This window comes from Bacillus cereus group sp. BfR-BA-01331, from assembly GCF_022663915.1.
Classification (GTDB): domain Bacteria; phylum Bacillota; class Bacilli; order Bacillales; family Bacillaceae_G; genus Bacillus_A; species Bacillus_A mycoides.
This window is the reverse complement of record NZ_JAKUGJ010000018.1, coordinates 41,923-63,929: the sequence shown is the minus strand read 5'-3', so window position 1 is coordinate 63,929 and position 22,007 is coordinate 41,923. Positions and strand designations below refer to the sequence as shown.

Here is a 22,007-nt window from a genome sequence, read left to right as displayed (position 1 = left end):
TGAATTCACTAAAATTGACGTTTGAAAACATCTCTTTTTCATTTTATATTATACACACGGGAGAGATAATACATCAACGTGCATTAATTCTTCCGAGTGTCATTTCTTAATGAAAGTGGGGGATAGAAGTCACATTTCGTGCTCTAAATAACTTTCTTCAAAAGAACAAATAACAAAATAATGACAATTTTATATATAAAAAACAACTAGAAAGAGGTCAATTATGAATCCGAAATATAACAACTTATTTGAAGCATTTACATTTAAATCTGGCGTTACTCTGAAAAATAAAGTCGTGATGGCCCCGATGACAACTTGGGCTGGTGATGATGATTACACGATTTCAGATGAAGAAGTAACGTATTACAAAAAGAGAGTGAACGGAGTAGGGCTTGTGATTACGGGATGTACACACGTACAGGCGAACGGCATCGGTTTTACAAATGAGTTCGCAGGTTATGACGATAAGTTCATCCCAAGTTTACGTAAGTTAGCGGATGCGGCTAAGAGCGGCGGAGCTCCAGCTATACTTCAAATTTTCCATGCAGGGAACAAAGCATTACCTGATTTCACGCCGGGCGGGGATGTAGTAAGTTCAAGTGCTTTAGAAACAGAAGCTTCTCCGTTTGCACCATCTGTATTACCAAGAGAACTTTCGCACGATGAAATTTTAGAAGTGATTCGTGATTTTGGAGAAACGACGCGAAGAGCAATCGAAGCTGGCTTTGACGGCGTTGAAATTCACGGCGCACACGGATTTTTATTACAAAACTTTTTCTCACCATTCTTTAATAGACGTGAAGATGAGTGGGGCGGTTCTTTAGAAAATCGCTTACGCTTCCCGCTAGCAGTCGTTCGTGAAATTCAAGCCGTTATTAAAAAGCATGCTAAGAAGCCGTTCGCATTAGGTTACAGATTCTCACCTGACGAACCGCAAGAAGGTGCTTTAAGAATGAAAGATACGTATGAGTTAATCAATCATCTTACCCGAGCAGATGTTGACTATGTTCACGCTTCATTAGCGAGTGCTCTTACTGCAAAACCAGTTGATAGTGTAGACGAGAAAACGTACCTTGAATTGATCGCCGAGCATGTAAACGGTAGAATTCCGTTAATGGCAGCTGGTTCTATGGTAACACCAGATGATGCTTCGTTAGCGCTAGAAAAAGGAATCACACTTGCGGCGATTGGTCACGGGTTAATTATGAATCCAGATTGGGTAGAGAAAGTGCAAGACGGAAAAGAAGATGAAATAAAAACTGCTATTAAGAAATCAACAGTAAGCGAACTTGAGCTTCCAGAAAAGCTGTGGAATGTCATTCAAGCTTCAGGTCCGTGGTTTACTATCGAAGATTAATTGTGAAGATGCTTTTATAAAAAATAAAAACGAGTATGAAATGGAGAGGTTAATATGAAAAAACAAGTAACGTTTAAAAAATATAATTTGAATATGGCTGGTAATCTTCATTTACCAAACGAAATGGATCATAACAAGAAATACCCGGCTCTTATCGTTTTACATCCGGGTGGTGGAGTGAAAGAACAAACAGCTGGTCTTTATGCTCAGAAGTTAGCCGATGAAGGATATGTTGCGTTAGCTTTCGATGCGGCTTATCAAGGCGAAAGTGAAGGGCTGCCTCGCTATCTTGATGATCCAACATCTAGAGTAGAAGATGTGCGAGCGGCGGTAGATTATGTAACGACACTTTCTTTCGTTGATTCAGAGCGAATTGGTGTAGTTGGTATTTGCGCTGGTGGTGGTTATGCGATACGTGCAGCACAAACTGAACGTCGTATTAAAGCTGTTGTAGGAATTAGCGCAGCAGATATGGGAAGAACATTCCGCGAGGGCTGGACTGGTGAAGCTCCGATATCTAGTGCAATTCAGACGCTTGATGCAGTCGCAAAACAACGTACTGCTGAAGCAAATGGTGCGGAACCGATGTATCTTTCCTACGTACCGCATGAAATCGATGAAAATACAGATTCAGAAACAGCTGAAGGATATGAATATTACAGAACAGCTAGAGCAGAGCATCCGAATTCAGTAAATAAATTGCTGTTTTCAAGTTTTGATAAAATTTTAGCGTTTACGGCAATTGATGAAAAAATTAGCACTTTATTAACGCAGCCACTTCTATTAGTTGCAGGAAGTAAAGCAGGGACACTTTGGCAAAGTAAAGAAGCTTATCAATTAGCAAATGAACCGAAAGAATTAGTCGTTTTGGAAGGTGGATCTCACTTTGATCTGTATGATATTCCAGAGTATGTGGATCAAGCTGTAGTGAAGGCAACGGAATTCCTTGGTAAGCATTTGTAATTTGATTCTTGCGAGGCAGTAGAAATACTTTCTACTGCCTCATAAAAAATGAGAAAAGGAGTTTTGAGTGTGACTAACGTATTAATTCTTGGAGCGAACGGACAAATTGCGCGTTATGCGATTGATTTATTTTTAAATGAAACGGATGCAAAGTTAACGTTATATTTACGAAATGCAGATAGAGTACAGCAATATGCGTCTGATCGTGTTCGCATTATTGAAGGTGACGTTTTAAATCGTGAAACGTTAAAAGAAGCAATGGTAAATCAAGATGTAGTGTATGCAAATTTAGCTGGTGATGATTTAGAAGAGCAGGCGGAAACGGTAGTGAGTGCGATGGAAGAGACTGAAGTGAAACGTCTTATTTTCATTAGCTCCCTCGGCATTTATGATGAAGTACCAGGAGAGTTTGGTAAATGGAATAATCGTACGATTGGTCAATATTTAGGACCGTACCGAAAATCTGTTGATGTGATCGAAGCTTCAAATCTTCATTACACCGTATTACGACCAGCATGGTTAACTGATTATGATGAAGTGGAATATGAAATTACGGAAAAAGGTGATCCGTATAAAGGAACGGAAGTATCACGTAAAAGTGTTGCAGCTTTCGTCGTTACATTAGCAGAGTCACCAGATTTACATGTTGGCGGAAACTTAGGTGTAAACAAACCGAATACAGATGGTGATAAACCAGCCTTTCTCTAACATATAAAGGAGGATGCAAATAAATGAAAGTTATAATCTTTGGAGCGACAGGTATGGTTGGTCAGAGCGCATTACGAGAAAGTTTATTAAATGATGAAGTAAAGGAAGTCGTAACGATCGGTAGAAAACGTACGAATGCGATGCATGAAAAATTAACCGAAATTGAGCTTACAAATGTGGCTGACTTATCGTCCATTGAAGAGAAAATAACCGGATTTGATGCATGCTTCTTTTGCCTAGGTGTTTCTTCTCAAGGCATGAAAGAAGATGAGTATACGAAAGTTACGTATGATTTAACGTTATCTGCCGCGAAAACATTGGCAAAATTAAATCCGAACATGACGTTCATTTACGTATCCGGCAGCGGCACAGATAGTACAGAATCAGGACGTACGATGTGGGCGAGAGTGAAGGGAAGAACGGAAAATGAGTTATTACGTTTACCTTTCAAATCTGCGTATATGTTTAGACCAGGATTAATTATCCCGACAAATGGTGTGAAATCAAAAACGAAATCATATCAATTGATGTATGATATTATGAAGCCTTTTAATCCTCTTTTGAAGAGACTCGGCAGTGTTATAACTTCTGAGCAATTGGGAAGAGCTATGGTGCGAGTTGGGAAAGATGGGTATACCCATTCAATTATTGAAAGTTCAAATCTGAAGAAGATTAGTATGTGAGTTTCTAAAGTGAATAGAAATAATGAAAAAGAGCCCAATTTCTCTATTTGATATGGAGAAGTTGGGTTCTTTCGTTTTGGAATAATTATGAGAAAATTTTTAGATATTTCTCATATATTCATCATGTTTCTTTCATCCTCTTCTCACGTCTAAGTTTTACACTCATATGTATCAAAGGTAAAGGGAGGTAATACATTTTTTACTTATCTCAAAACGAATGATAGATGGTGGTGAACAGATGAAAAAGAATAAACGTAAAAAATGGCGTTGGTTAAAATGGGTTTTGATCCTTCCATTACTTCTGGCATTACTATTGTTTGGATTACATAGTATGAAGTTTGAAAGGTGGGACCATGAGAAGCATAAGCAAGCGGCATATACTGTTTCTCACGATAAAGAAAGAGAAGCTTTCGTTACACAAAAAGAAAAGTTTAATAACTTTGAGCGAAATCAGCATCATGAAAAACACCATGAAAAAGAGTTTGAAGGTTTATTCTTTATACCATTCCTGTTAGCGTTTGGATTTGTTCTTTTCGGCTGGTTTATGATTCGTAAGTCTGAAGGGAATGCGATTAAAAAATGGACAGGCATATTGCTCCTAGTTATTGGCTTATTACCGGTCCTTCCGATGCTTGCATTTGTTGCAGCGATTGTTTGGGCATATAAAAAATTAAAAGAGAAAAGAATGGCAACTGATATAGATGTATACAGCGACTTTCAAGTACAAAAACAAGTAGATATTTTAGATCAATGGGAACGCAACATTCGTAAGGAGGAGAAGTAATAATGGGTATTTTAAAACGTATTAAAAATATTGTAGTGGCGGATGTGCATCAAACGTTAGATAAGATAGAAAAACCTGTTAGCATGTTGAAGCAATATCTTCGCGAAACAGAACAGCAAATTACGAAGGCTGAAAAAGCACTTTCTCATCAATATTATTTAGAAAAGAAATATGAAACATTAATTTCAGAAACGGATGCTCTTATTGCGAAGAGAACTCGCCAAGCTGAGCTTGCCGTATCACGCGAAGAAGATCAGATGGCGCAGTTAGCCCTGCAAGAAAAAATTGTGAATGAGAAAAAAGCGGAACTATATCGTAAGCAGTACGAAATAACAAAAGAGCAAACAGCAACGATTTATGAACAAATTGACAAATTGCAAAGGAAATATGGAGAGTTGCAATATAAAGAGCTAGTTCTTGTTTCACGGTTAAATGCGGCGCAAGCAATCAAAGAAAGCAACAGAGCAATTGACTCGTTCCATACAGAAAGTACAGCGAAAGGCTTTGCACGCATTGAATCGTATGTGCAAAAGCTAGAAGCCGAAACAGCTGCTAGTAACTATTTTTATAATTTAAAGTCTCCGAATCAACAAGAAGTGTTAGATCAAAATTTGCAAGAAGAAGTACAGCGGGAGTTAGAGAAGTTAAAAGAGAATAAATAGTATGCAAAAAGCCCATTTTCATATGGGCTTTTTTCTATGTAAAATTTCATTTGTTTTGTTTACATAATATCTTTACAATCGTTTGGTAAAATATATTTAACTGCATATTGAGAGGGTGGATGGTTATCCCTTCTTTCTATTTGGAAGGAAAGGAGGTGATAATATGGAGTTTTTGTTTGATCTTGTAAAAGAGTTTGTGAAAGCGACTGTACGCGAAGTTTCAGCGTGTTTTTTGCGGAAGCAACTTCTGGATAAGGACAACAAAAAACCCACTCCGCGCCGTAGCAAGCAAAAGGGTGGGTTTCGTAAAAAGAAATAACTTATAATAACTACCACCCTATACGGTAGCAGTTAAGGAAGAGATGTTAGCGCATCTCTTCTTTTTATTATATGCCATTTTATTCGATGTCACACTTATATAGTATTCTACGGAAAATATATCATATTCCTATTTTGTGGTCAATTTGATTACATGAGCGGAAATTTGTAACACTATTCCTTTTCAAACTGAAAAATATCTCGGTTAATGAGTTGATGGAAGTGCCTATCCATTTCTGCCGCAGAAACTTTTCTTTCATTTTGAAACCACCACGCACTTAATGATGTGATTACCCCTGAATAAAATTCAATGATTAAATCATTTGGCATCGTATGATTTTTGCATAGCTGATTTAACGCTTCCGTTTCTTGTTTTCTCGTTTCATGACTTAAATAATGTATACGGCTAATAAATTGTTCATCAGACATTTGCGCCTCTAATATTTTACCGATTTCTTCATGGTGCAGGAATTGTTCCATCACTTGAAATGGTTTACTTAATCGATCTAAAAGCGGTATTTCAGCAATCATCTCCCCATAGCGCTTAAATCCAAATGCTAATAAAGCATCTTTATCTTCAAAATGTTTATAAAAGGTTGTTCGGTGTACCATCGCAAGGTCACAAATTTGGTTAATCGTGATGGAACTATATTTTTGTTTTGATTGTGTCATTAATTCAAATAAGGAATCCCAAAGTAATTTATGTGTACGTCTAATACGTAAATCAAGTTGTTTTTCACTATCGTTCATCTACAATTCTCCTTTTGTGTAGATTAAATATACAATGGCTTTAAATTGATTCTCCCTTTTTAATCTACATATGTATATTATATTACATGTGTTCCGGTGTATTTAAAGCTTTTTAAGTAAAAAATAGGAGGAGAATCAATACATGAATATAACAACTAAGAGCCCCGCAAGTGGCAAAGTTGATACTTCTAATATGAAACATACCCCGATTTTAATTGCATTACTTTTAGGGGCAATGGTTGCATTATTAAACGAAACATTACTTGGTAATGCGTTAACTGTATTAATGAAAGAATTTGACGTAACAGCTTCAACTATTCAATGGCTTTCTACAGCTTACATGTTGGTGGTTGGGGTTTTAGTCCCGATTACAGCGTTACTTCAGCAATGGCTCACAACGAGACAAATGTTTTTGATCGCTATGGTAACGTTTTTAGTCGGTACATTAATTGCGGGATTTGCACCGACATTTTCCGTTTTATTAGTCGGCCGTATCGTCCAAGCTGTAGCGACGGGGTTAATTTCACCGTTATTAATGAATACGATTTTAATTATTTGTCCACCTGAAAAGCGCGGTGCCACGATGGGATTAATCGCACTTGTGATGATGTCAGCTCCAGCAATTGGTCCTACATTATCAGGAGTAATTGTTGATTCATTAAATTGGCGCTGGTTATTCTACATTGTTATTCCTATCGTGATCATTTCAATTATGATTGGGATGAAGTACATTCAAAATGTTACAGAGTTAACAAGGCCAAAAGTAGATTATCCATCTATCCTTTTATCGACATTAGGATTTGGCGGGCTTGTGTATAGCTTTAGTGCATCCGGTGATTTAGGGTGGTCCGATCCGAAAGTGTATGGTGCCTTAATTGTTGGGCTTATATCACTATGTATTTTTGTCATTCGACAATTAAAAATCGAGAATCCAATTTTAGAATTACGTGCATTTAAAGTGCCGATGTTTACAATATCAGTTGGATTAATCGTCATTGTGATGATGTCGTTATTTTCAACAATGACTTTATTACCGATGTTCCTGCAAACAGTTTTACTCGTTACAGCCTTTAAATCAGGACTAATAATGCTTCCGGGAAGTATTATTAGCGCCATAATGGGACCAATCGCAGGTAAACTATTTGATAAATTTAGTCCGAAAGTTGTTATCGTTCCCGGCATTGTGTTAGTAGGGATTGCAATGTTCTTATTTAAAGGCATTACTCCTGATACATCAATGGTACAAATTATTGTCATGCATAGCGTATTAATGGTCGGGCTCATGTTTGTAATGACAGCACAAACATATGGATTAAATCAATTAACACCAGATTTATATCCGCACGGAACAGCACTGTTTAATACGTTACAGCAAGTAGCTGGCGCAATTGGTACAGCTATCTTTATTTCGAAAATGTCTTCAGGAACAACTAAGTATATGGAAAGCTCAGCGAATCCAATGGACCCAGTAGAGAAGTTAAACGGTTTAACCTCTGGATTCCAAGGTGCATTTACACTAGGGTTAATCTTTATCGTTATTGCTTTTATCGTATCGTTGTTCTTAAAAGAAGAGAAAAAGGAAGTAAAGGCAGCGAGGGTTTTACAGAACGAAAATTAAGGTTCATATTAAAAAGACATCTTTACAAGATAAAGATGTCTTTTTACATTTCTTTCGTAATATCATACTGCAACAACTGCCGTTGATCATAAAACCTCTCAAAAATAAGCCCCATTACATAAAAGAATACTAGCCCGAAACCAATATGAATGAGCGTAAAGGTAGCTCCAAATGAAGAAAATTCATACACGATAATTGGTAATTTCGCAGTTGTCCAAACGCCTAAGAAAAATACGATGTACCTAATGCTGGCGCCTTTTTTTAATAGTAGTGCTGCAATCGGAAAGGCAACATAGAGGGGACCAGCTGCAATTCCGCCTAATAATAGAGAGAATAATATTCCATATATGCCGGACTTTTCTCCCATATATTTCATTAGCGTTTCTTTCTTCACCCACTGATCGAGTAACCCTACAAATATTAGGACAGGGGGGAGTAGAAACAGCATATCTAAAATGCTATTCCCCGTTAATTGTAATGCGCTCCATCCTAAAGATTGGTTTATAAAGGTTAGAATGATAAGTCCAATCAGCAAAATGAAAAAGAAGCGATATCTTTTTAGTTCATTCATACCACCACCACCCAAATGATATAGGAGAATAGGAGTGACATGAGTAATGCAGATGCATTACGAGCGTAAGCAAAGCTTCGTCCGAATATCTTTTGTTCCATAGGCAAGGTTGTAATTCCTACTGACATTAGTGTAGACATGAGTGCCGCAACTTGAGGAAGACCTGCGCCGTGCTGTACTAACGTATTACCAAGTGGGAACACGACAAAGCTTGGGATAAGTGCCACAGATCCGAGTAGTGCTGAATAAATAATACCTAAAAATCCAGACTGTTCTCCAATGATGGAAGAGATGAAGGACGGCGTTAAGATAGAAAGTGATAGTCCAACGAAAAGCATAATGGAGAGCATGGCAGGGAGGAGGTTTCGAAATATTTTCCATGATTTTAATAGGGCAGCTTTCGTTTTATTCCGATCCTTCATAAAAGAAATCCCTGTAAGAATAATGGCCAAAGTGTAAAGGATAGCGCCATTAATCATGATTAGATTCTTTTAAGTCTTTATATTTGTCTAAGAAAAATGATAAGTTTTTCATTTTTTCCTCAATATCCATTTGAAAATCCGCTAATTGTTCTTTTCCGGCTATAGTAATTTTGTACATCTTTCTCGGCTTATCTGGAACGGATGTACTTACATAAGATTCAATAGCGCCTTCGTTTTCTAATTTCTTCAGCGTGCGGTAAAGGATGGCACTATCGATTGGATTGACCGGAAGTTCTTCCACGCATTTCTGAAGTAGCTGTCCGCCATAGTTATCACCTTCTGCTAAAAATAACAAAAGAAATGCACCTGTATGTCTTCCTGTATGTTTCATGAATATACCTCCTAAAATATATACTGTTAATGACAGTATACTGTTGTTAACAGTATATGGTGCATGAAGTGCTATGTCAATTTTAAAATGGTACTGAGGGGAAATGGCAATTCCTGTTTTAATCTTGTTAAATAACAAAATAAAAGCCTACTGTTTTCTTGTGACAGTGGCTTTCATAGTTGGTAAACTACTATATTACGCTTAGGGAATCTCGCACTTTGATAGTAACACATATATGTTAGCCCTATATTGAGAAATAAAAAAAAGACACTCTCAAGAGTGCCTCTTATTAGCAGCCGAATCCGCCGCCCCAACAGCTAGCTCCAACGATGATTAATAAGATAAAGAGCACAACAAGTAAGGCGAATCCACCGCCAAAACCACAGCCTCCACCACAACTACCACCATAGCCTCCACAACTACCACCATAGCCCATATTAACTCCTCCTTCCATAAAGTCCATATATTAATGGATTTATATCACTTTATGTTTTTACGGATAAACTTGAGCAGGTCCCTTTGAAAAATAAAAGTACTCGGTATTTTAAAAGAGTTGACGAGCGTATTTTTGTCACGAGTATTCCGCTTATTACATATGGTATTTTATTCTGTGCATTGGGGGAAAGGAGATCGTTATGGCTAATTCTGAGATGATATTACGTTTACTTACGGATTTAAAGATTGAGCAGCAAGCTTTAAAAGAACAGCTGGAGAAAATGCAAACAGCTTTGAGTATTCTTGAAGAAAAACCAACTATTCTTGAAGAGAAATCAACTACTCTTCAAGAGAAACCAGTTGTTACAAAGCAACGTGGACATTCTGGGTTTCCAACATCTTTTCGTGATTGGAGAGCATCTTCTCAAAAGAAATAAGGAAGCCTGTTATAGTGAGTTATACAAAATCACAAATGAAAAAGTACAGTCTACTGTAGTTAATACAGAGGCTGTACTTTTTGTTATGTTAGTATAAGTTGTGATAGGTGGTTTGTATTTTCTTTGACTATTCCGCCTTTAACTCGATCCCTTTATCCAGCATATCTCCATTAATTTTCAAAGTTAATCCCTGCGTATTTTTCGGTACATCGAATACAATGTTCCCTTCCGAATTTTCATTAGGATTAAGAACACCAAATTTAAATGTAGCAGTATTTGCAGCTTTAAGTACTAATTGAGATTCATTAGAAATGTGATATTCTCTTCCGGTTCCGTCAATTAATTTAAAGTTATTGCTATTTAGTGTAATGGGTTCCTCTTGACGATTATAAACTGCGACGTCTAATACTTTAAATACACCTTGTGCTTTAACTTCTCCATTACCTATAACATCTAATGAATCGGCAGAGTGTATTGATATGTATACATCAGAAGAATCTCCCTGGGTGGGAAGTTCTTTTTGAGGATCCTTGTTGCTAAGTTCATCATTTTTTGTTTCTTTAGAAGTCTCCTGTTCGTTTTTCGTGTTACTGCTAGATGTATCATGTGAACTGCAAGCTGATAATCCAAATAAGAATGTGCTACATAATAATGATGTTACTAACTTTTTGTTCATAGTTTCTTCCTCCAAAATAAAAGTACTTTCATGGGTGCCATAATGATTTAATAAATCTATATTTTTCTTTATATGTATTAAATGTTACATTTTATTATATTGGTTTTGGGATGAAGGGGAAACTTGATGCAAATAAACAAGACACTTTGCAGTGTCTTGTTTATTTAAGTTATGCGCATTACTTAATAAGACGCTAGTTTCTCATCCTGAACATGAGTAACTATGTAGGGTGTTTTAATTATAACATTTTAACCAGTAATGGGTCTATATGGAATTTGTATAATGGGTACGTTTTATTATTTGGAATGACAGATGTAGTATATTATGTTGGGATTTGATCTATTAAAAGCAGTAGACAAGGTAAAGGATCATACCATATTTCATAATTTACACAAATTGTGTAGAAAAGTATGGAGCTATATTTCCCTTTACACGAACATAAAGGTATAATATAGTTTAGTTAAGTTAACTAAACTATATAACGAAACGAAATAAAATAACAGCATGACTGGAGGAAGAATGCTATGACTAGATCGTATAAAGAAGTAATTAATGAAATGAATCGAGCCTACAATGACTTCTACATTTTACTATTTCAGGAGTTAAAGGATGAGTTCGGTCTTACAGGGCAGCAAGAGAGCATGCTATTTTATATCAATTTAAATGAAAACACGACAGCAAATAATATTGCGAGTACTTTTAATATATCGAAAAGTGCTGTGAGCCAAGTTTTATCGAAATTGGAAAAACAGAAGATGATTTCGAAACAAGTAAACCCTAATAATAAACGGGAGTACTTCCTTACACTTGGTCCAAACGGTAGTAAGTATATAGAGCGGTTGTCTGAGTTAGATGACGTATTAATTGAGAAATACTTTTCTAAAATCGATATAAATGCTTTAGAGCAAATGACTGATACGTTAACGAAAATAAATAAAGTTATATTGGAAGAAAAACAGAAGGCTATTGATTCTAATGAGTAAGAAAGTCTACATGAAGGGATTATTAGAAAGGAGGAAAATCCTGTTATGAGTTACATACCAAATATGATCACGATAGCAAATTTTGTATGTGGGCTTTTGGCTATTTATGCTGTTTTCGTTCACGATATGTATTTGGGAGCAGTTTTTATTATTACAGGAATGTTATTTGATTTTTTTGATGGCATGGTCGCTCGGAAACTTGATGCTGTTTCGGAAATAGGTGGAGAGTTAGACTCATTTGCGGATTTAGTTACTTTTGGTGTAGCACCGTCTATTCTTGCATATAGTGTCGCTTTAAAAGATTTGCAGTCCATCGGGATGTTATGTGCGCTTGCTTACAGTGTTTGTGGCATGCTTCGACTTGCGAGATTTAACACGCAACAAAGCAAACTTCCGACATTTATCGGAATGCCCATTCCATTTGCGGCAATGTGTCTTCTCATTTTATGCTTTTTGAATAATCCAGTTTCCGTGGCGTTTGGCACATGCATACTCGCTTATTTAATGGTGAGTAAAATAAAATTCCCTCATTTTAAAAAAGATATATCGGAAAGCTTGAAGTCCGAAAGATGGGATTAATGAGAAAGATAAGGAGCATAACATGATTCGTATGGCACTAAGATCATTTAACATACAAATATATTGTTTGCTAGGCGTGATGTTACTGGGATGGTTGATGACACCTTTTCGAGCCCAGTTTGTAGGGATAAGCATCGGCCTTTTAGTTAGTATGTACTGCGTATGGATTTTAGGGAGGCGTTTTGAAAAGTTCGGAGATAGCATTGTAAAAAAAGAAAAAGCACCGATGCTTGGAATGATGAATCGGTTTGCAGCCGCGATACTCGGTGCGATTATTATGTATGAAATTGAACACCATGATTTCATGTGGACATTTGCTGCTGGAATTATGGATGGGTATTTCTTAATTATTATTAATTTAGGGTATTACAGTATGAGAGATGTGGAGGAATAAAGAGCTGTGTAAATAACTAATTTGAATGATTTGAATGTAAAAACCTAAAAGCCTAAAAACCTAAAAACCTAAAAACCTAAAAACCTAAAAACCTAAAAACCTTCCTTTATAGAGAGCTTTTTCTTACAAAGAAAAGACACCCATATAAGAGTGTCTTTTCCGATAGTTTTTTAGCAGAAGCAAGAAGCTCCAACAATGATTAATAAAATAAACAATACAACTAATAAAGCAAAGCCGCCGCCACAACTACTACAACTGCCACCAAATCCCATAATAGTTCCTCCTTTAATAAGAGGGGAAACAAGGGGTCACTCATGTATTTTAACGGATTCAATTTACTTTATGTTTTTTACGCAATAATTGAGCAGGTCCTTTTGAAAATAAAGAAAAGACACCCTAAGGTGCCTTTCTCCGACTTGAACCATCTTAATTTTAATAATATTGGACTCCCGTCCAAATATTATTTTACCATGTTAATTTGTTTTTGGAAATATTCCATATCGATAATTACAATACACGTTTTAGTTTTCGAATTATTTATTTGTTTAAAAGTTGAAATTAATAAGAACCCCATAAATGATAAACCATTCCACTAACGAAAAACACTAATCCTAAAAACAAAACAATTAAAGCAAGTACTCCATTTTGATTATGTTCCATAAAACTAGCTCCTTTTAGATTTATAGTTGTTTATTCTTTCATACAAAAAAGCCTTTAGTCGTAATTATGGCTAAAGGCTTTGATCATTATACTTTTCACATTATAAAATCTTATGAGAAGAATTTATAATGTTTTTTTATCAAATTTGAAACTGAAAATGTACTAGCTTGATAATGAAGCTTGGCTATTAGAATTGAAAAATTTTAGTTTTATTATAATTAATAGAAATGAGAGTAGTGTGAATATAAATCCGCTCCAAATAAGCTGGTGAATACCTAAGTTTGAAATGAACCAGCCTCCAATAGTTGTTCCTAAAGTAATTCCGAGATTTGAGAATGAAACGAATAGGCTATTACCGAATTCAGGTGCTTCTTTTGCTTCGCTTATTAACCATGTTTGACCAACAATTAATCCACCAGCATGTACGATTCCCCAAATGAATACGATAAAAATCATTGGAACAAGGTAGGAACCTAAATAATAAACCAATATGTAAACAATAGAGTATAGGATAGGGAATAATATTACTGTATTTACTATACTTTTTTGCAGGAGACTACCAAATAAATGATTACCTAAAATCATAACTATACCAAATATGAATAGCATGATACTGATGAGAGATCCATTCATGGAAGTTACTTTTGCAAGGTACTCAGCGAAGTAGCTGTATACGGAAAACATCGCTGCAAAAAGGAATGTGACGGTTAAAATATTTAACCATAATCCTGGTTTGCCGAGTATACGAATTTGTTTACCGAAAGACATTTTTTCTTTAACAGGCATAGAAGGAAGTAGGATTAGTATTCCAATGAATGCAAGAGTGTTAACAAGCGCTCCGAATAAGAAAGCAATTTCGAGTGAAAATTGGTCTGCAAGGTAAGAGGTTAGTGGTACACCTAAAGCAAAGCCAACAGTAATTCCCATGAAAACTTTTGTAACCGCTTGACCGCTCTTTTCTGGAGGGACAAGTTTAGCAGCTGTTACAAGAGCGATTGAAAAGAAGAGTGGATGAAGCGCTGCCGGTAAAATACGAAAAATAAGCATGATTTCAAATTGTGTTGTATAAGCGTAGATTATATTTGAAACAACAAATGCAAAAATTGCTGTTAATAAAATTATTTTGCGATTAATACTAGAGACGAGCAGAATTAAAAACGGACCAGAAATAGCAACAACTAGTGCAAATATACTTACTAAAAATCCAGCTTGTGTAGTCGAAATTCCGAATTTTTGAGTGATTTGTGGTAATACGCCGACAATCCCCATCTCGGTAGTAATAATTCCGAACACACCTATTGCGAGTGTCAGAATAAGTAAAGGATTTACTTTTTTCATTTATAAAACTCTCCATTCGTATCAGTATTTTGAAAGTAAATTCATTAACAAAGAAGCATTATTACAAGTATGATTGGATGCCAATTTTATCAGGACTATGTAATTTAAAATACAATAACAGATATCTAAATAACTAGATATGATATATTAAAAAATTTTCTCCTTTCTATGTTTCTTGCTTTTATAGGTAGTGGAATCTTATAAAAAGTAATTGGATACCCGTAAAAAGCAGAATGTGTGAAAGCTAATAATCAATTGATATGTAGATTGATTAGTAGCTTTCATTTTATAATTCGTTTTGAACGTATTCAGAAAACTCTCGTATTGTTTTTTCATTTCGGCGATAGTATGTCCATTTTCTAATTCGGTCAGATTCTAGTAAGCCTGCTTTTTTCATAGTTAATAAATAACTAGAAATAACCGATTGGGCTAAGCCAGTTTTAAGCTGGATATCTCCTACGCACACTCCAACTTGAAAGCTAAGGCCTTGCTCTAGATAAGGTTTTTCATCGAAATGGTTTTCTGGATTTTTCAACCATGATAAAATTTGACATCTTGTTTCATTTGACAATGCTTTATAAATTAATAAAGGTTCCATAAGGATATTATATCTACTTTTATAGATTTGTAAATGGGTTTTGGTGATTTTAAGGGGAGAAGGTATATGTGATCCCCTTAAATAGGAATGAGGTGCTCTTAATCTGTACCCTTTGTAAAGGACATTCTAAAAAAAGTTAGGCAACCTCAAGAAGATGATTTCTGTATGCCAACAGGAGTCATCTTCTTTAAATTCTATTGATAGCAAGAGTGATTATAGTACGTCATATATTTCTTAATTTCATGTTTTAACTGAACAAACGATTCACATGATTTTATATATGCTTCATCGGTTAAAGTACTACGAGGATTACGTGCAAAAATGATAATATTGTTAGGTTTAAGCATGTTGTTGCCTAGCTATCAATGGCGGATTCCTAAGAAGATTAATAATAAAACCTAACTGAAGATTTAAGAAAAATTTTATGTTTACCCCACTTTTTATTTTAAAAGTTTTTCCTATCCTATAAATGAGTTACATCAAGAAGGATACTAAAAACGACAAAGTCATAGATGAAAATGTAAAGTTAGGGGATTCTACATGCATACAGGAGTTTTGATGAGTTATTTGTATACTTATTTTTTTACTATTATTTTTTGTGTAGTGTTTCAAATTGGATTGTATTCTAAAGCGAAAGGAAATGTATCTATTCGGCATTTTCTATGGGTATATATTTTTCTGTTCTATCTTTCGCTAGTGTATAAGGTGACTCAGATCGCGACTGTATGGGATATAAGTCGATATGAAACGTGGATTCGTGTAAATCAAATTAATTTGACTCTATTTGATACGGCAGGTAGTACGACGTATCTTTTGAATATTGTACTGTTTATGCCGTTCGGTTTTTTATTACCTACTATTTGGCCGCAGTTTAGAAAAATGAAAAACACCGTATGTGCGGGATTCTTTTTTTCATTGGCAATTGAGTTAAATCAATTACTAAATAATAGAATTACAGATATTGATGATTTATTTACGAATACCCTCGGGGCGATTGTTGGGTATGTATTATATAAAGTATTATATACAGCATTATTTAAAATGATATTGAAAAGAGAGGGGAAAAAGCTTGATACGAACTCTTCTTTCGTCATAAAATACGAAGCTGTTTTTTGTTTAGTGTGTTCATTTGTAGGTGCGATGTTCATTTATTATCCTGGAGATCTGTAAGCTACGATCTCGATTATAAAAACAATGTGCTGAATAGATCATTAAAGAAGGCTTTTCAAATTTTCCCTAGAATGAACAGTAATGAATAATCTAATTCCTTAATGTAATAAGGAGGCAGTAAAATTTGAACAGGAAAATTTGGGTTGTAGTTACTTGTTTTGCTTTTTTAGTAGCTAGTTATATTTTTGTCCAATATTTTATTATGGATGGTTTTCAAACAGGGCTTGTAAAAGTGAAGCTTATGTTTGGATCTAAATTAAGTGCGTTCTGGTATATGATGCTATTTATACATATTACAACTAGTATAGTAGCATTAGTAATTGGCCCGTTTACATTATCCACTAAATTTAGAGAAAGGAATATCAACCGTCATCGAATAGTTGGGAGAATCTATCTGGTTGGTATATTATTAGGAGGCATTTCTGGATTATATCTATCCTTTTATGCTACGGGAGGATTGGTAGCGAAGCTAGGTTTCGGTTTGTTATCTGTATTTTGGCTAACATCAGCATATCAAGCGTTACATAGAGTTAAGAATAAAAAAATTAAAGAGCATCGGAATTGGATGATTAGAAATTATTCTTTAACCTTTGGAGCAGTTACATTAAGAATTTGGCTACCGCTGTTTATAGTTCTATTTGGAATAGAGCGGTTTGAACTTAGTTACGCTATTATTGCTTGGTTAGCGTGGGTACCTAATTTAATTGTTGCAGAATTATTCATAAGAAAAAGACTTAATAAAGGAAAATACCAGGGAAATGAGGATTTACATTTTTAATGTAAATTTGCTGTAATATTGAGGGCAGAATTCTTCAGTAATTGAATTTTTTAATAGCTGGATTTCGTTTGTAGATTCAAAAATCCACTAATTTTATTGAATAAATAGAAAATACTTTCTTTTTTCGTCTGTTTAATTTAATATCAATAAGGGCACCAAAAAAATAGATAGAGGTGCTAAAATGTACGGTATTATTAATTATGAAGTGTTTTTACTAACAGGAATTTTATTGAATTTAATTCCTGGTGCAGACACCATGTACATTGTGGGGAGAAGTATTTCACAAGGTAGAAAAGCAGGTGTGTATTCTGTTTTTGGTATTATTACTGGTTCTTTAGTTCATACGTTGTTGGTTGCTTTTGGTTTATCTATTATACTTACAAAATCCATTGTGCTATTTAACACTATTAAGGTTATAGGTGTTATCTATCTTGTATATTTAGGGATTAAAATGATACTTGATAAGACAAATGTAGCTTTCCAGGCCACATCCAATAAATTGAACATTAGAAAGATATATGTACAAGGACTTTTAACAAGTCTGACGAATCCAAAAGTCTCTTTATTCTTTATTGCGTTTCTTCCGCAATTTATAGATACAAAGGCTTCAGGTCCTATGCCTTTTATCATTTTAGGACTTACTTTTACAGTAACTGGACTATTATGGTGTTTATTTGTTGCTTATTTCTCTTCATATGTTACAAAAAAATTAAGAGGAAACCAAAAGGTAGGAATGATTCTAAATAAGATAACAGGACTGATTTTTATTGGTATGGGGTTAAAGTTGCTTCAAACAAAAGCTCCTCAATAAACCTGAATAACATAAAAATGCCCCCTTTCAAGAGATGTAATCTTAGGTTTAGGCTAATTTCTACATACTAAAAAGTCCCTTTAACTTTGAAGGGACTTTTTGCTTGTTATTTTGAGTTATCTAAAAATTTATTTCAAGAAACAACCTATACTTTAATAGACGTTGTACGAGTTTAGCTTAATAGTAATGGGGTAAGCACAGCGGATATTTCAAGGTGAGGAATGTTAAAGAGTTTTTAATGTTTAAACGTGATGGCATATGGAAAGTAAGAGAAGTTGCCTTTCAATAAATATACGTACAAAATAGGATGGCCAATTGAAGCCATCCTATTTGTATTACCAACTAGCAGTTTCCGTACTTTCTTTCAACCACTTCACCCAATCAGAATCCTCCACCTTAAGCAAACTAAGCGAAACACCTTTCATATCTAAAGAAGTGAGAAGGGTACCAACTTTTACGAATGTAATCTGTAATCCTTCCAGCTCACATAAACGGCGAATGTCATTTGCGAAAATGTATTGTTCCATTAGTGGAGTAGCGCCTAGTCCGTTAATGAGGATGGCGAAGTTGTCTCCTTTTCTCCAGCGATAAATGCTTTTTAGTTTGTTTATTAGTTCGATTGCTAATATTTCAGAAGAGGATAGTGCTTCTTTACGGTAGCCTTTTTCGCCGTGAATGCCGACGCCATAAAAGACTTCATCGTCGTTTAATGTGAAGGAAGCTTTTCCTTGTACTGGGTCATTCGCAGGTGAAAGGGCGACTCCTAATGTGTGTAAGTTTTGGATGACAGCCTGCCCAAGCGTTGTTAGTTCTTCTAAAGGATGACCTTCAAAAGCGGCCGCACCAAGTATTTTTTGAACGAAAACAGTACCAGCGACGCCGCGTCTTCTTTTATTAAACGAAGCATCATCTTCAATTGAAACGTCGTCATTTACGATGATGTGGTCAATTTGTCTTCCTTCTTCTTTTGCGGTTTGTTCTGCCGCTAAAAAGTTTTCTACGTCATCTTTAAAGTTTTTTATGATGAATAAAATACTTTTATCTTTTGGCATTAAGCGAGTTGCAGTCACAATTTGTTCGACTGTAGGCGGAGTGAAGATACTGCCGTTTACGGCCGCCGTAAGCATGCCTTTTCCTACATAACCAATATCAGCTGGTTCATGTCCGCTACCACCGCCGCTTATAATGACAACGTTTTGCTTCAGTTTTTCGATATCTTTTACATAAATGATGTTATTTGTTTCATCGTAATTCACTTTGTCGTTATGTTCAAAATAAAAGCCATGCAGCATATCTTGAACGATATTTTCTACATCATTCATAATCTTTTTCATTGCTTTTGCCACCCTTTAATTACTTTGCTGATTGCTCGAGTAAAAGTAGTAATTGATTGTTTATCATATTTTTCATGAGAGAAGACATAATGGACGGATCTACTTCACATTTACTTTCAATCCAATCTTTTATCGTTCCAACGAAGCCGTGACTATAAAAGGAGGCAATCGTATTTTTTGTCTCATCAGAAAGGCTGAATCCATAGCTCACAGATAGTTCATCAATAATCTTCATATATAAGTTTTTCGTATGCTCAAATAAATAGTGATTAAACGAGTTTTGCTCAATGACTTTAAATGCATTTCGGTAAAATTTTTGATTTTCATAAAAGTAATCAAATAATAAATCGAAAATGTTTTCCCACGTTTCATAGTCGAGAAAGTCGATAATGTTTTCCTTCGTTTCTTCTCTATAAATCCAGCTTAATAGTTCGAATTTATCTTTAAAATGATAATAAAAAGTTTGCCTACGCATTTGACAGTGTAACATAATATCGCTCACTGATATTTTATGAAACGATTCTGTTTCCATTAAATACTTCAATGAATTCGCGATTATCTTTTTAGAAATTATAGAAGAGGTCATCTTAATCATCCCTAGAATGTTAGTAATATGAAAATCCTACCCATAATTGAGAGCGGTGTCTTTAGACAGATTGTCCATTTTGTCCGTTTACTATAAAACGCTTTCATTTTAACATGAGTAGTAAGAAGAAGATTTCAAATATATCACAATATATTAAAGGAATTGAGGGAGAAGCACAATGAAAAAGATTATAAACAAACCAGAAACATTAGTAATGGAAATGTGTAACGGAATGGTGATGGCTCATCCAGAGCTTGAGCTTTTGAAAAAATATAAAGTGATTAAGAAGAAAGAAATGAACGAAAATAAAGTAACGTTAATTAGTGGCGGCGGTAGTGGTCATGAGCCAGCGCATGCAGGTCTAGTCGGAAAAGGAATGTTAGATGCGGCAGTGTGCGGAGATGTGTTTGCTTCTCCTTCGCAAATTCAGGTCTATCAAGCAATTAAAGAAACAGCTAGTAAAAAAGGTACGTTATTAATTATTAAAAATTACAGCGGCGATATTATGAATTTCAAAAACGGTGCGCATTTAGCGACTGAAGATGGAATTGAAGTCGACTACGTAAAAGTGGACGATGATATTGCGGTAGAAGATAGCCTGTATACAGTAGGACGCCGCGGCGTTGCGGGCGTTATTCTCGTTCATAAAATTGCCGGCGCAGCAGCGGAAGAAGGAATGGATTTAGGAGCGGTGAAAGCTATCGCAGAAAAAGCAGCGGCTAACGTGCGTACAATCGGTTTAGCGTTAACTTCTTGTACAGTTCCAGCGAGCGGATCACCTACTTTTACACTTGCGGAAGATGAAATGGAATACGGCGTAGGTATTCACGGTGAACCAGGTATTAAACGTGAAAAAACGATGTCAGCAGATGAATTAGCTAACCGTATGACAAATGATTTAATAAAAGATTTAGGAGTAAAAGATGGCGAGGAAATTGCGCTTCTTGTAAATGGTTTTGGCGGCACACCACTGCAAGAACTTTACCTATTTAACAATGCAGTTACGAGAGAATTAGCTGCTAGAAACATTAAAATTAATAGAGTATTCGTCGGTAATTATATGACGAGTATTGATATGGCTGGTATGTCTTTAACAGTGATGAAGTTAGATGACGAGCTAAAAACATTGTTATCGAAAGAGTGTAATACACCTGCATTTAAAGTAGATGGACCAGTTGAGAGTGTAGAGTACGTGAATGTGCTTGAAGATGTAGAAGAGACGGAAGTTTCATTTGAACTAGAAACAGCGGAAGAACACGCTGTTATGAAAGATAATGTCATTACATTAAATAACATGATCTATCTAGTTGATAAAATGAGCGACATTATTATTAAAAATGAAGTACCGTTCTGCGAGTTGGATACACATGCAGGTGACGGCGACTTCGGAATGAGTGTGGCAAAAGGATTTAAGCAATTAAAACGTGAGTGGCATTCTATTGTAGATCAAGAGAACGTAACGATCGGATCATTCCTTGACGGTTGTTCAATGATTATTATGGAACATTGCGGCGGTGCTTCTGGTCCAATTTGGGGCGGAGCATTCCGTGCAGCTAGTAAAGAAGCAGGCGAAAAACGTGAGCTAACAGTAAAAGAGTTTGCTGAAATGCTGCAAGCGGCACTTCACGGCATACAATCTATCGGTGAAAGATCGTTCGGAAGAGGAGCGGTAGTTGGTGATAAAACACTTGTTGATGCACTTGCTCCATGTGTAGACTCTTGGTTAGCTAGCGCTTCAAACGAAGAAGATATGAAAATTGCCTTTGAAAAAGGAGCAGAAGCAGCGGTTAAAGGCGCAGAGTATACGAAAGAAATCGTAGCTCGCATGGGCCGCGCTGGTACAGTTGGTGAAAGAAGCTTAGGCTATCCAGATGCAGGTGCACATGCACTTGGAGTTATCTTTACGGAGATTGCGGGTAGTTTGAAATAGGAATTAGAAAGTCCCTCTGCCTTAAGGCGGAGGGACTTTTATATAGTTAGTTGATTATATGTAGAAGACTT

The 22,007-nt window shown here is 35.6% G+C and carries 27 protein-coding genes and 1 pseudogene; 16 read left to right on the top strand and 12 right to left on the bottom strand.

What is annotated here, in order from left to right:
- The first annotated feature begins 223 nt into the window (after positions 1–223).
- From MR155_RS23720 to MR155_RS23690, 7 genes are all read left to right on the top strand, one after another.
- Complete coding sequence (locus MR155_RS23720) at positions 224–1,357, top strand: NADH-dependent flavin oxidoreductase (RefSeq protein ID WP_242311226.1); 1,134 nt, start codon at positions 224–226, stop codon at positions 1,355–1,357.
- 54 nt (positions 1,358–1,411) lie between these two features.
- Complete coding sequence (locus MR155_RS23715; RefSeq protein WP_242311225.1) at positions 1,412–2,320, top strand: alpha/beta hydrolase; 909 nt, start codon at positions 1,412–1,414, stop codon at positions 2,318–2,320.
- Between the two features lie 69 nt (positions 2,321–2,389).
- Positions 2,390–3,028, top strand: a complete 639-nt coding sequence (locus MR155_RS23710) for an SDR family oxidoreductase (protein ID WP_242311224.1) — start codon at positions 2,390–2,392, stop codon at positions 3,026–3,028.
- 23 nt (positions 3,029–3,051) lie between these two features.
- Entirely contained in the window at positions 3,052–3,711 is a 660-nt protein-coding gene (locus MR155_RS23705; protein ID WP_242311223.1) for an NAD-dependent epimerase/dehydratase family protein, read from the top strand.
- A gap of 238 nt (positions 3,712–3,949) precedes the next feature.
- Entirely contained in the window at positions 3,950–4,495 is a 546-nt protein-coding gene (locus MR155_RS23700; protein WP_242311222.1) for a hypothetical protein, read from the top strand.
- 2 nt (positions 4,496–4,497) lie between these two features.
- The gene (locus MR155_RS23695; protein ID WP_242311221.1) at positions 4,498–5,157 is read left to right on the top strand and encodes a PspA/IM30 family protein; all 660 of its coding nucleotides are present in this window, start codon (positions 4,498–4,500) and stop codon (positions 5,155–5,157) included.
- Between the two features lie 163 nt (positions 5,158–5,320).
- Positions 5,321–5,476: a hypothetical protein gene (locus tag MR155_RS23690; protein ID WP_242311220.1), complete on the top strand. Its 156-nt coding sequence runs from the start codon at positions 5,321–5,323 to the stop codon at positions 5,474–5,476.
- Positions 5,477–5,649: 173 nt separating this feature from the next.
- On the opposite strand, the gene MR155_RS23685 is transcribed toward MR155_RS23690, so the two are convergent.
- A complete protein-coding gene (locus tag MR155_RS23685; protein ID WP_242311219.1) occupies positions 5,650–6,225 on the bottom strand; it encodes a TetR/AcrR family transcriptional regulator in 576 nt (191 codons plus the stop codon).
- A gap of 142 nt (positions 6,226–6,367) precedes the next feature.
- Here MR155_RS23685 and MR155_RS23680 point away from each other — a divergent pair, with 142 nt between their 5' ends.
- Positions 6,368–7,843, top strand: a complete 1,476-nt coding sequence (locus MR155_RS23680; protein WP_242311218.1) for an MDR family MFS transporter — start codon at positions 6,368–6,370, stop codon at positions 7,841–7,843.
- 43 nt (positions 7,844–7,886) lie between these two features.
- Here MR155_RS23680 and MR155_RS23675 read toward each other — a convergent pair whose 3' ends face one another.
- The 4 genes from MR155_RS23675 to MR155_RS23660 form a co-directional block, all read right to left on the bottom strand.
- Positions 7,887–8,414, bottom strand: a complete 528-nt coding sequence (locus MR155_RS23675; RefSeq protein ID WP_242311217.1) for a permease — start codon at positions 8,412–8,414, stop codon at positions 7,887–7,889.
- On the bottom strand, positions 8,411–8,893 hold the full coding sequence (locus MR155_RS23670; protein WP_242311216.1) for a hypothetical protein: 483 nt from the start codon (positions 8,891–8,893) through the stop codon (positions 8,411–8,413). Before MR155_RS23670 ends, MR155_RS23675 begins: the two co-directional genes overlap by 4 nt.
- Positions 8,886–9,227 carry a PadR family transcriptional regulator gene (locus tag MR155_RS23665; RefSeq protein WP_113936656.1) on the bottom strand — a complete coding sequence of 114 codons (342 nt, stop codon included), beginning with the start codon at positions 9,225–9,227 and terminating at the stop codon, positions 8,886–8,888. Before MR155_RS23665 ends, MR155_RS23670 begins: the two co-directional genes overlap by 8 nt.
- A 289-nt stretch (positions 9,228–9,516) precedes the next feature.
- A complete protein-coding gene (locus MR155_RS23660; RefSeq protein ID WP_000540380.1) occupies positions 9,517–9,663 on the bottom strand; it encodes a YjcZ family sporulation protein in 147 nt (48 codons plus the stop codon).
- A 199-nt stretch (positions 9,664–9,862) separates the two neighbouring features.
- Here MR155_RS23660 and MR155_RS23655 point away from each other — a divergent pair, with 199 nt between their 5' ends.
- On the top strand, positions 9,863–10,099 hold the full coding sequence (locus MR155_RS23655) for a preprotein translocase (RefSeq protein ID WP_242311215.1): 237 nt from the start codon (positions 9,863–9,865) through the stop codon (positions 10,097–10,099).
- A 127-nt stretch (positions 10,100–10,226) separates the two neighbouring features.
- Here MR155_RS23655 and MR155_RS23650 read toward each other — a convergent pair whose 3' ends face one another.
- Positions 10,227–10,775 (bottom strand): DUF4352 domain-containing protein, encoded by a 549-nt coding sequence (locus MR155_RS23650; RefSeq protein WP_219301434.1) that lies wholly within the window; start codon positions 10,773–10,775, stop codon positions 10,227–10,229.
- 524 nt (positions 10,776–11,299) lie between these two features.
- Between MR155_RS23650 and MR155_RS23645 the strand changes: the two genes are divergently transcribed.
- From MR155_RS23645 to MR155_RS23635, 3 genes are read left to right on the top strand one after another with little or no spacing between them, the layout of a single operon-like run.
- Complete coding sequence (locus MR155_RS23645) at positions 11,300–11,758, top strand: MarR family winged helix-turn-helix transcriptional regulator (protein WP_113936648.1); 459 nt, start codon at positions 11,300–11,302, stop codon at positions 11,756–11,758.
- Between the two features lie 45 nt (positions 11,759–11,803).
- A complete protein-coding gene (gene pssA / locus MR155_RS23640; RefSeq protein ID WP_002125668.1) occupies positions 11,804–12,337 on the top strand; it encodes a CDP-diacylglycerol--serine O-phosphatidyltransferase in 534 nt (177 codons plus the stop codon).
- Between the two features lie 22 nt (positions 12,338–12,359).
- On the top strand, positions 12,360–12,731 hold the full coding sequence (locus tag MR155_RS23635) for an ATP synthase subunit I (RefSeq protein ID WP_242311214.1): 372 nt from the start codon (positions 12,360–12,362) through the stop codon (positions 12,729–12,731).
- 170 nt (positions 12,732–12,901) lie between these two features.
- Here the strand turns inward: MR155_RS23635 and MR155_RS23630 are convergent, their stop codons facing one another.
- From MR155_RS23630 to MR155_RS23615, 4 genes and pseudogenes are all read right to left on the bottom strand, one after another.
- Positions 12,902–13,003, bottom strand: a complete 102-nt coding sequence (locus MR155_RS23630; RefSeq protein WP_000505688.1) for a YjcZ family sporulation protein — start codon at positions 13,001–13,003, stop codon at positions 12,902–12,904.
- Positions 13,004–13,553: 550 nt separating this feature from the next.
- Positions 13,554–14,729 (bottom strand): MFS transporter, encoded by a 1,176-nt coding sequence (locus tag MR155_RS23625; protein WP_242311213.1) that lies wholly within the window; start codon positions 14,727–14,729, stop codon positions 13,554–13,556.
- A 286-nt stretch (positions 14,730–15,015) separates the two neighbouring features.
- Entirely contained in the window at positions 15,016–15,327 is a 312-nt protein-coding gene (locus tag MR155_RS23620) for an ArsR/SmtB family transcription factor (protein ID WP_242311212.1), read from the bottom strand.
- Positions 15,328–15,521: 194 nt separating this feature from the next.
- A pseudogene (locus tag MR155_RS23615) lies at positions 15,522–15,623 on the bottom strand (TetR family transcriptional regulator); the annotation flags it as partial.
- A gap of 244 nt (positions 15,624–15,867) precedes the next feature.
- Here MR155_RS23615 and MR155_RS23610 point away from each other — a divergent pair.
- The 3 genes from MR155_RS23610 to MR155_RS23600 all read left to right on the top strand — a co-directional run bounded on the left by MR155_RS23610 (position 15,868) and on the right by MR155_RS23600 (position 18,086).
- Entirely contained in the window at positions 15,868–16,497 is a 630-nt protein-coding gene (locus tag MR155_RS23610) for a VanZ family protein (protein WP_242311211.1), read from the top strand.
- A gap of 124 nt (positions 16,498–16,621) precedes the next feature.
- Positions 16,622–17,275 carry a DUF2306 domain-containing protein gene (locus MR155_RS23605; RefSeq protein WP_219301446.1) on the top strand — a complete coding sequence of 218 codons (654 nt, stop codon included), beginning with the start codon at positions 16,622–16,624 and terminating at the stop codon, positions 17,273–17,275.
- A gap of 181 nt (positions 17,276–17,456) precedes the next feature.
- Positions 17,457–18,086 carry a LysE family translocator gene (locus MR155_RS23600; RefSeq protein ID WP_242311210.1) on the top strand — a complete coding sequence of 210 codons (630 nt, stop codon included), beginning with the start codon at positions 17,457–17,459 and terminating at the stop codon, positions 18,084–18,086.
- 335 nt (positions 18,087–18,421) lie between these two features.
- On the opposite strand, the gene dhaQ is transcribed toward MR155_RS23600, so the two are convergent.
- Together dhaQ and dhaS are read right to left on the bottom strand one after the other, a co-directional pair.
- Complete coding sequence (dhaQ, locus tag MR155_RS23595; protein WP_242311209.1) at positions 18,422–19,420, bottom strand: DhaKLM operon coactivator DhaQ; 999 nt, start codon at positions 19,418–19,420, stop codon at positions 18,422–18,424.
- A 19-nt stretch (positions 19,421–19,439) separates the two neighbouring features.
- Positions 19,440–20,006 (bottom strand): dihydroxyacetone kinase transcriptional activator DhaS, encoded by a 567-nt coding sequence (dhaS, locus tag MR155_RS23590; RefSeq protein ID WP_242311208.1) that lies wholly within the window; start codon positions 20,004–20,006, stop codon positions 19,440–19,442.
- Between the two features lie 178 nt (positions 20,007–20,184).
- Between dhaS and dhaK the strand changes: the two genes are divergently transcribed.
- Positions 20,185–21,936 carry a dihydroxyacetone kinase subunit DhaK gene (gene dhaK, locus MR155_RS23585; protein WP_242311207.1) on the top strand — a complete coding sequence of 584 codons (1,752 nt, stop codon included), beginning with the start codon at positions 20,185–20,187 and terminating at the stop codon, positions 21,934–21,936.
- The last annotated feature ends 71 nt before the right edge of the window (positions 21,937–22,007 follow it).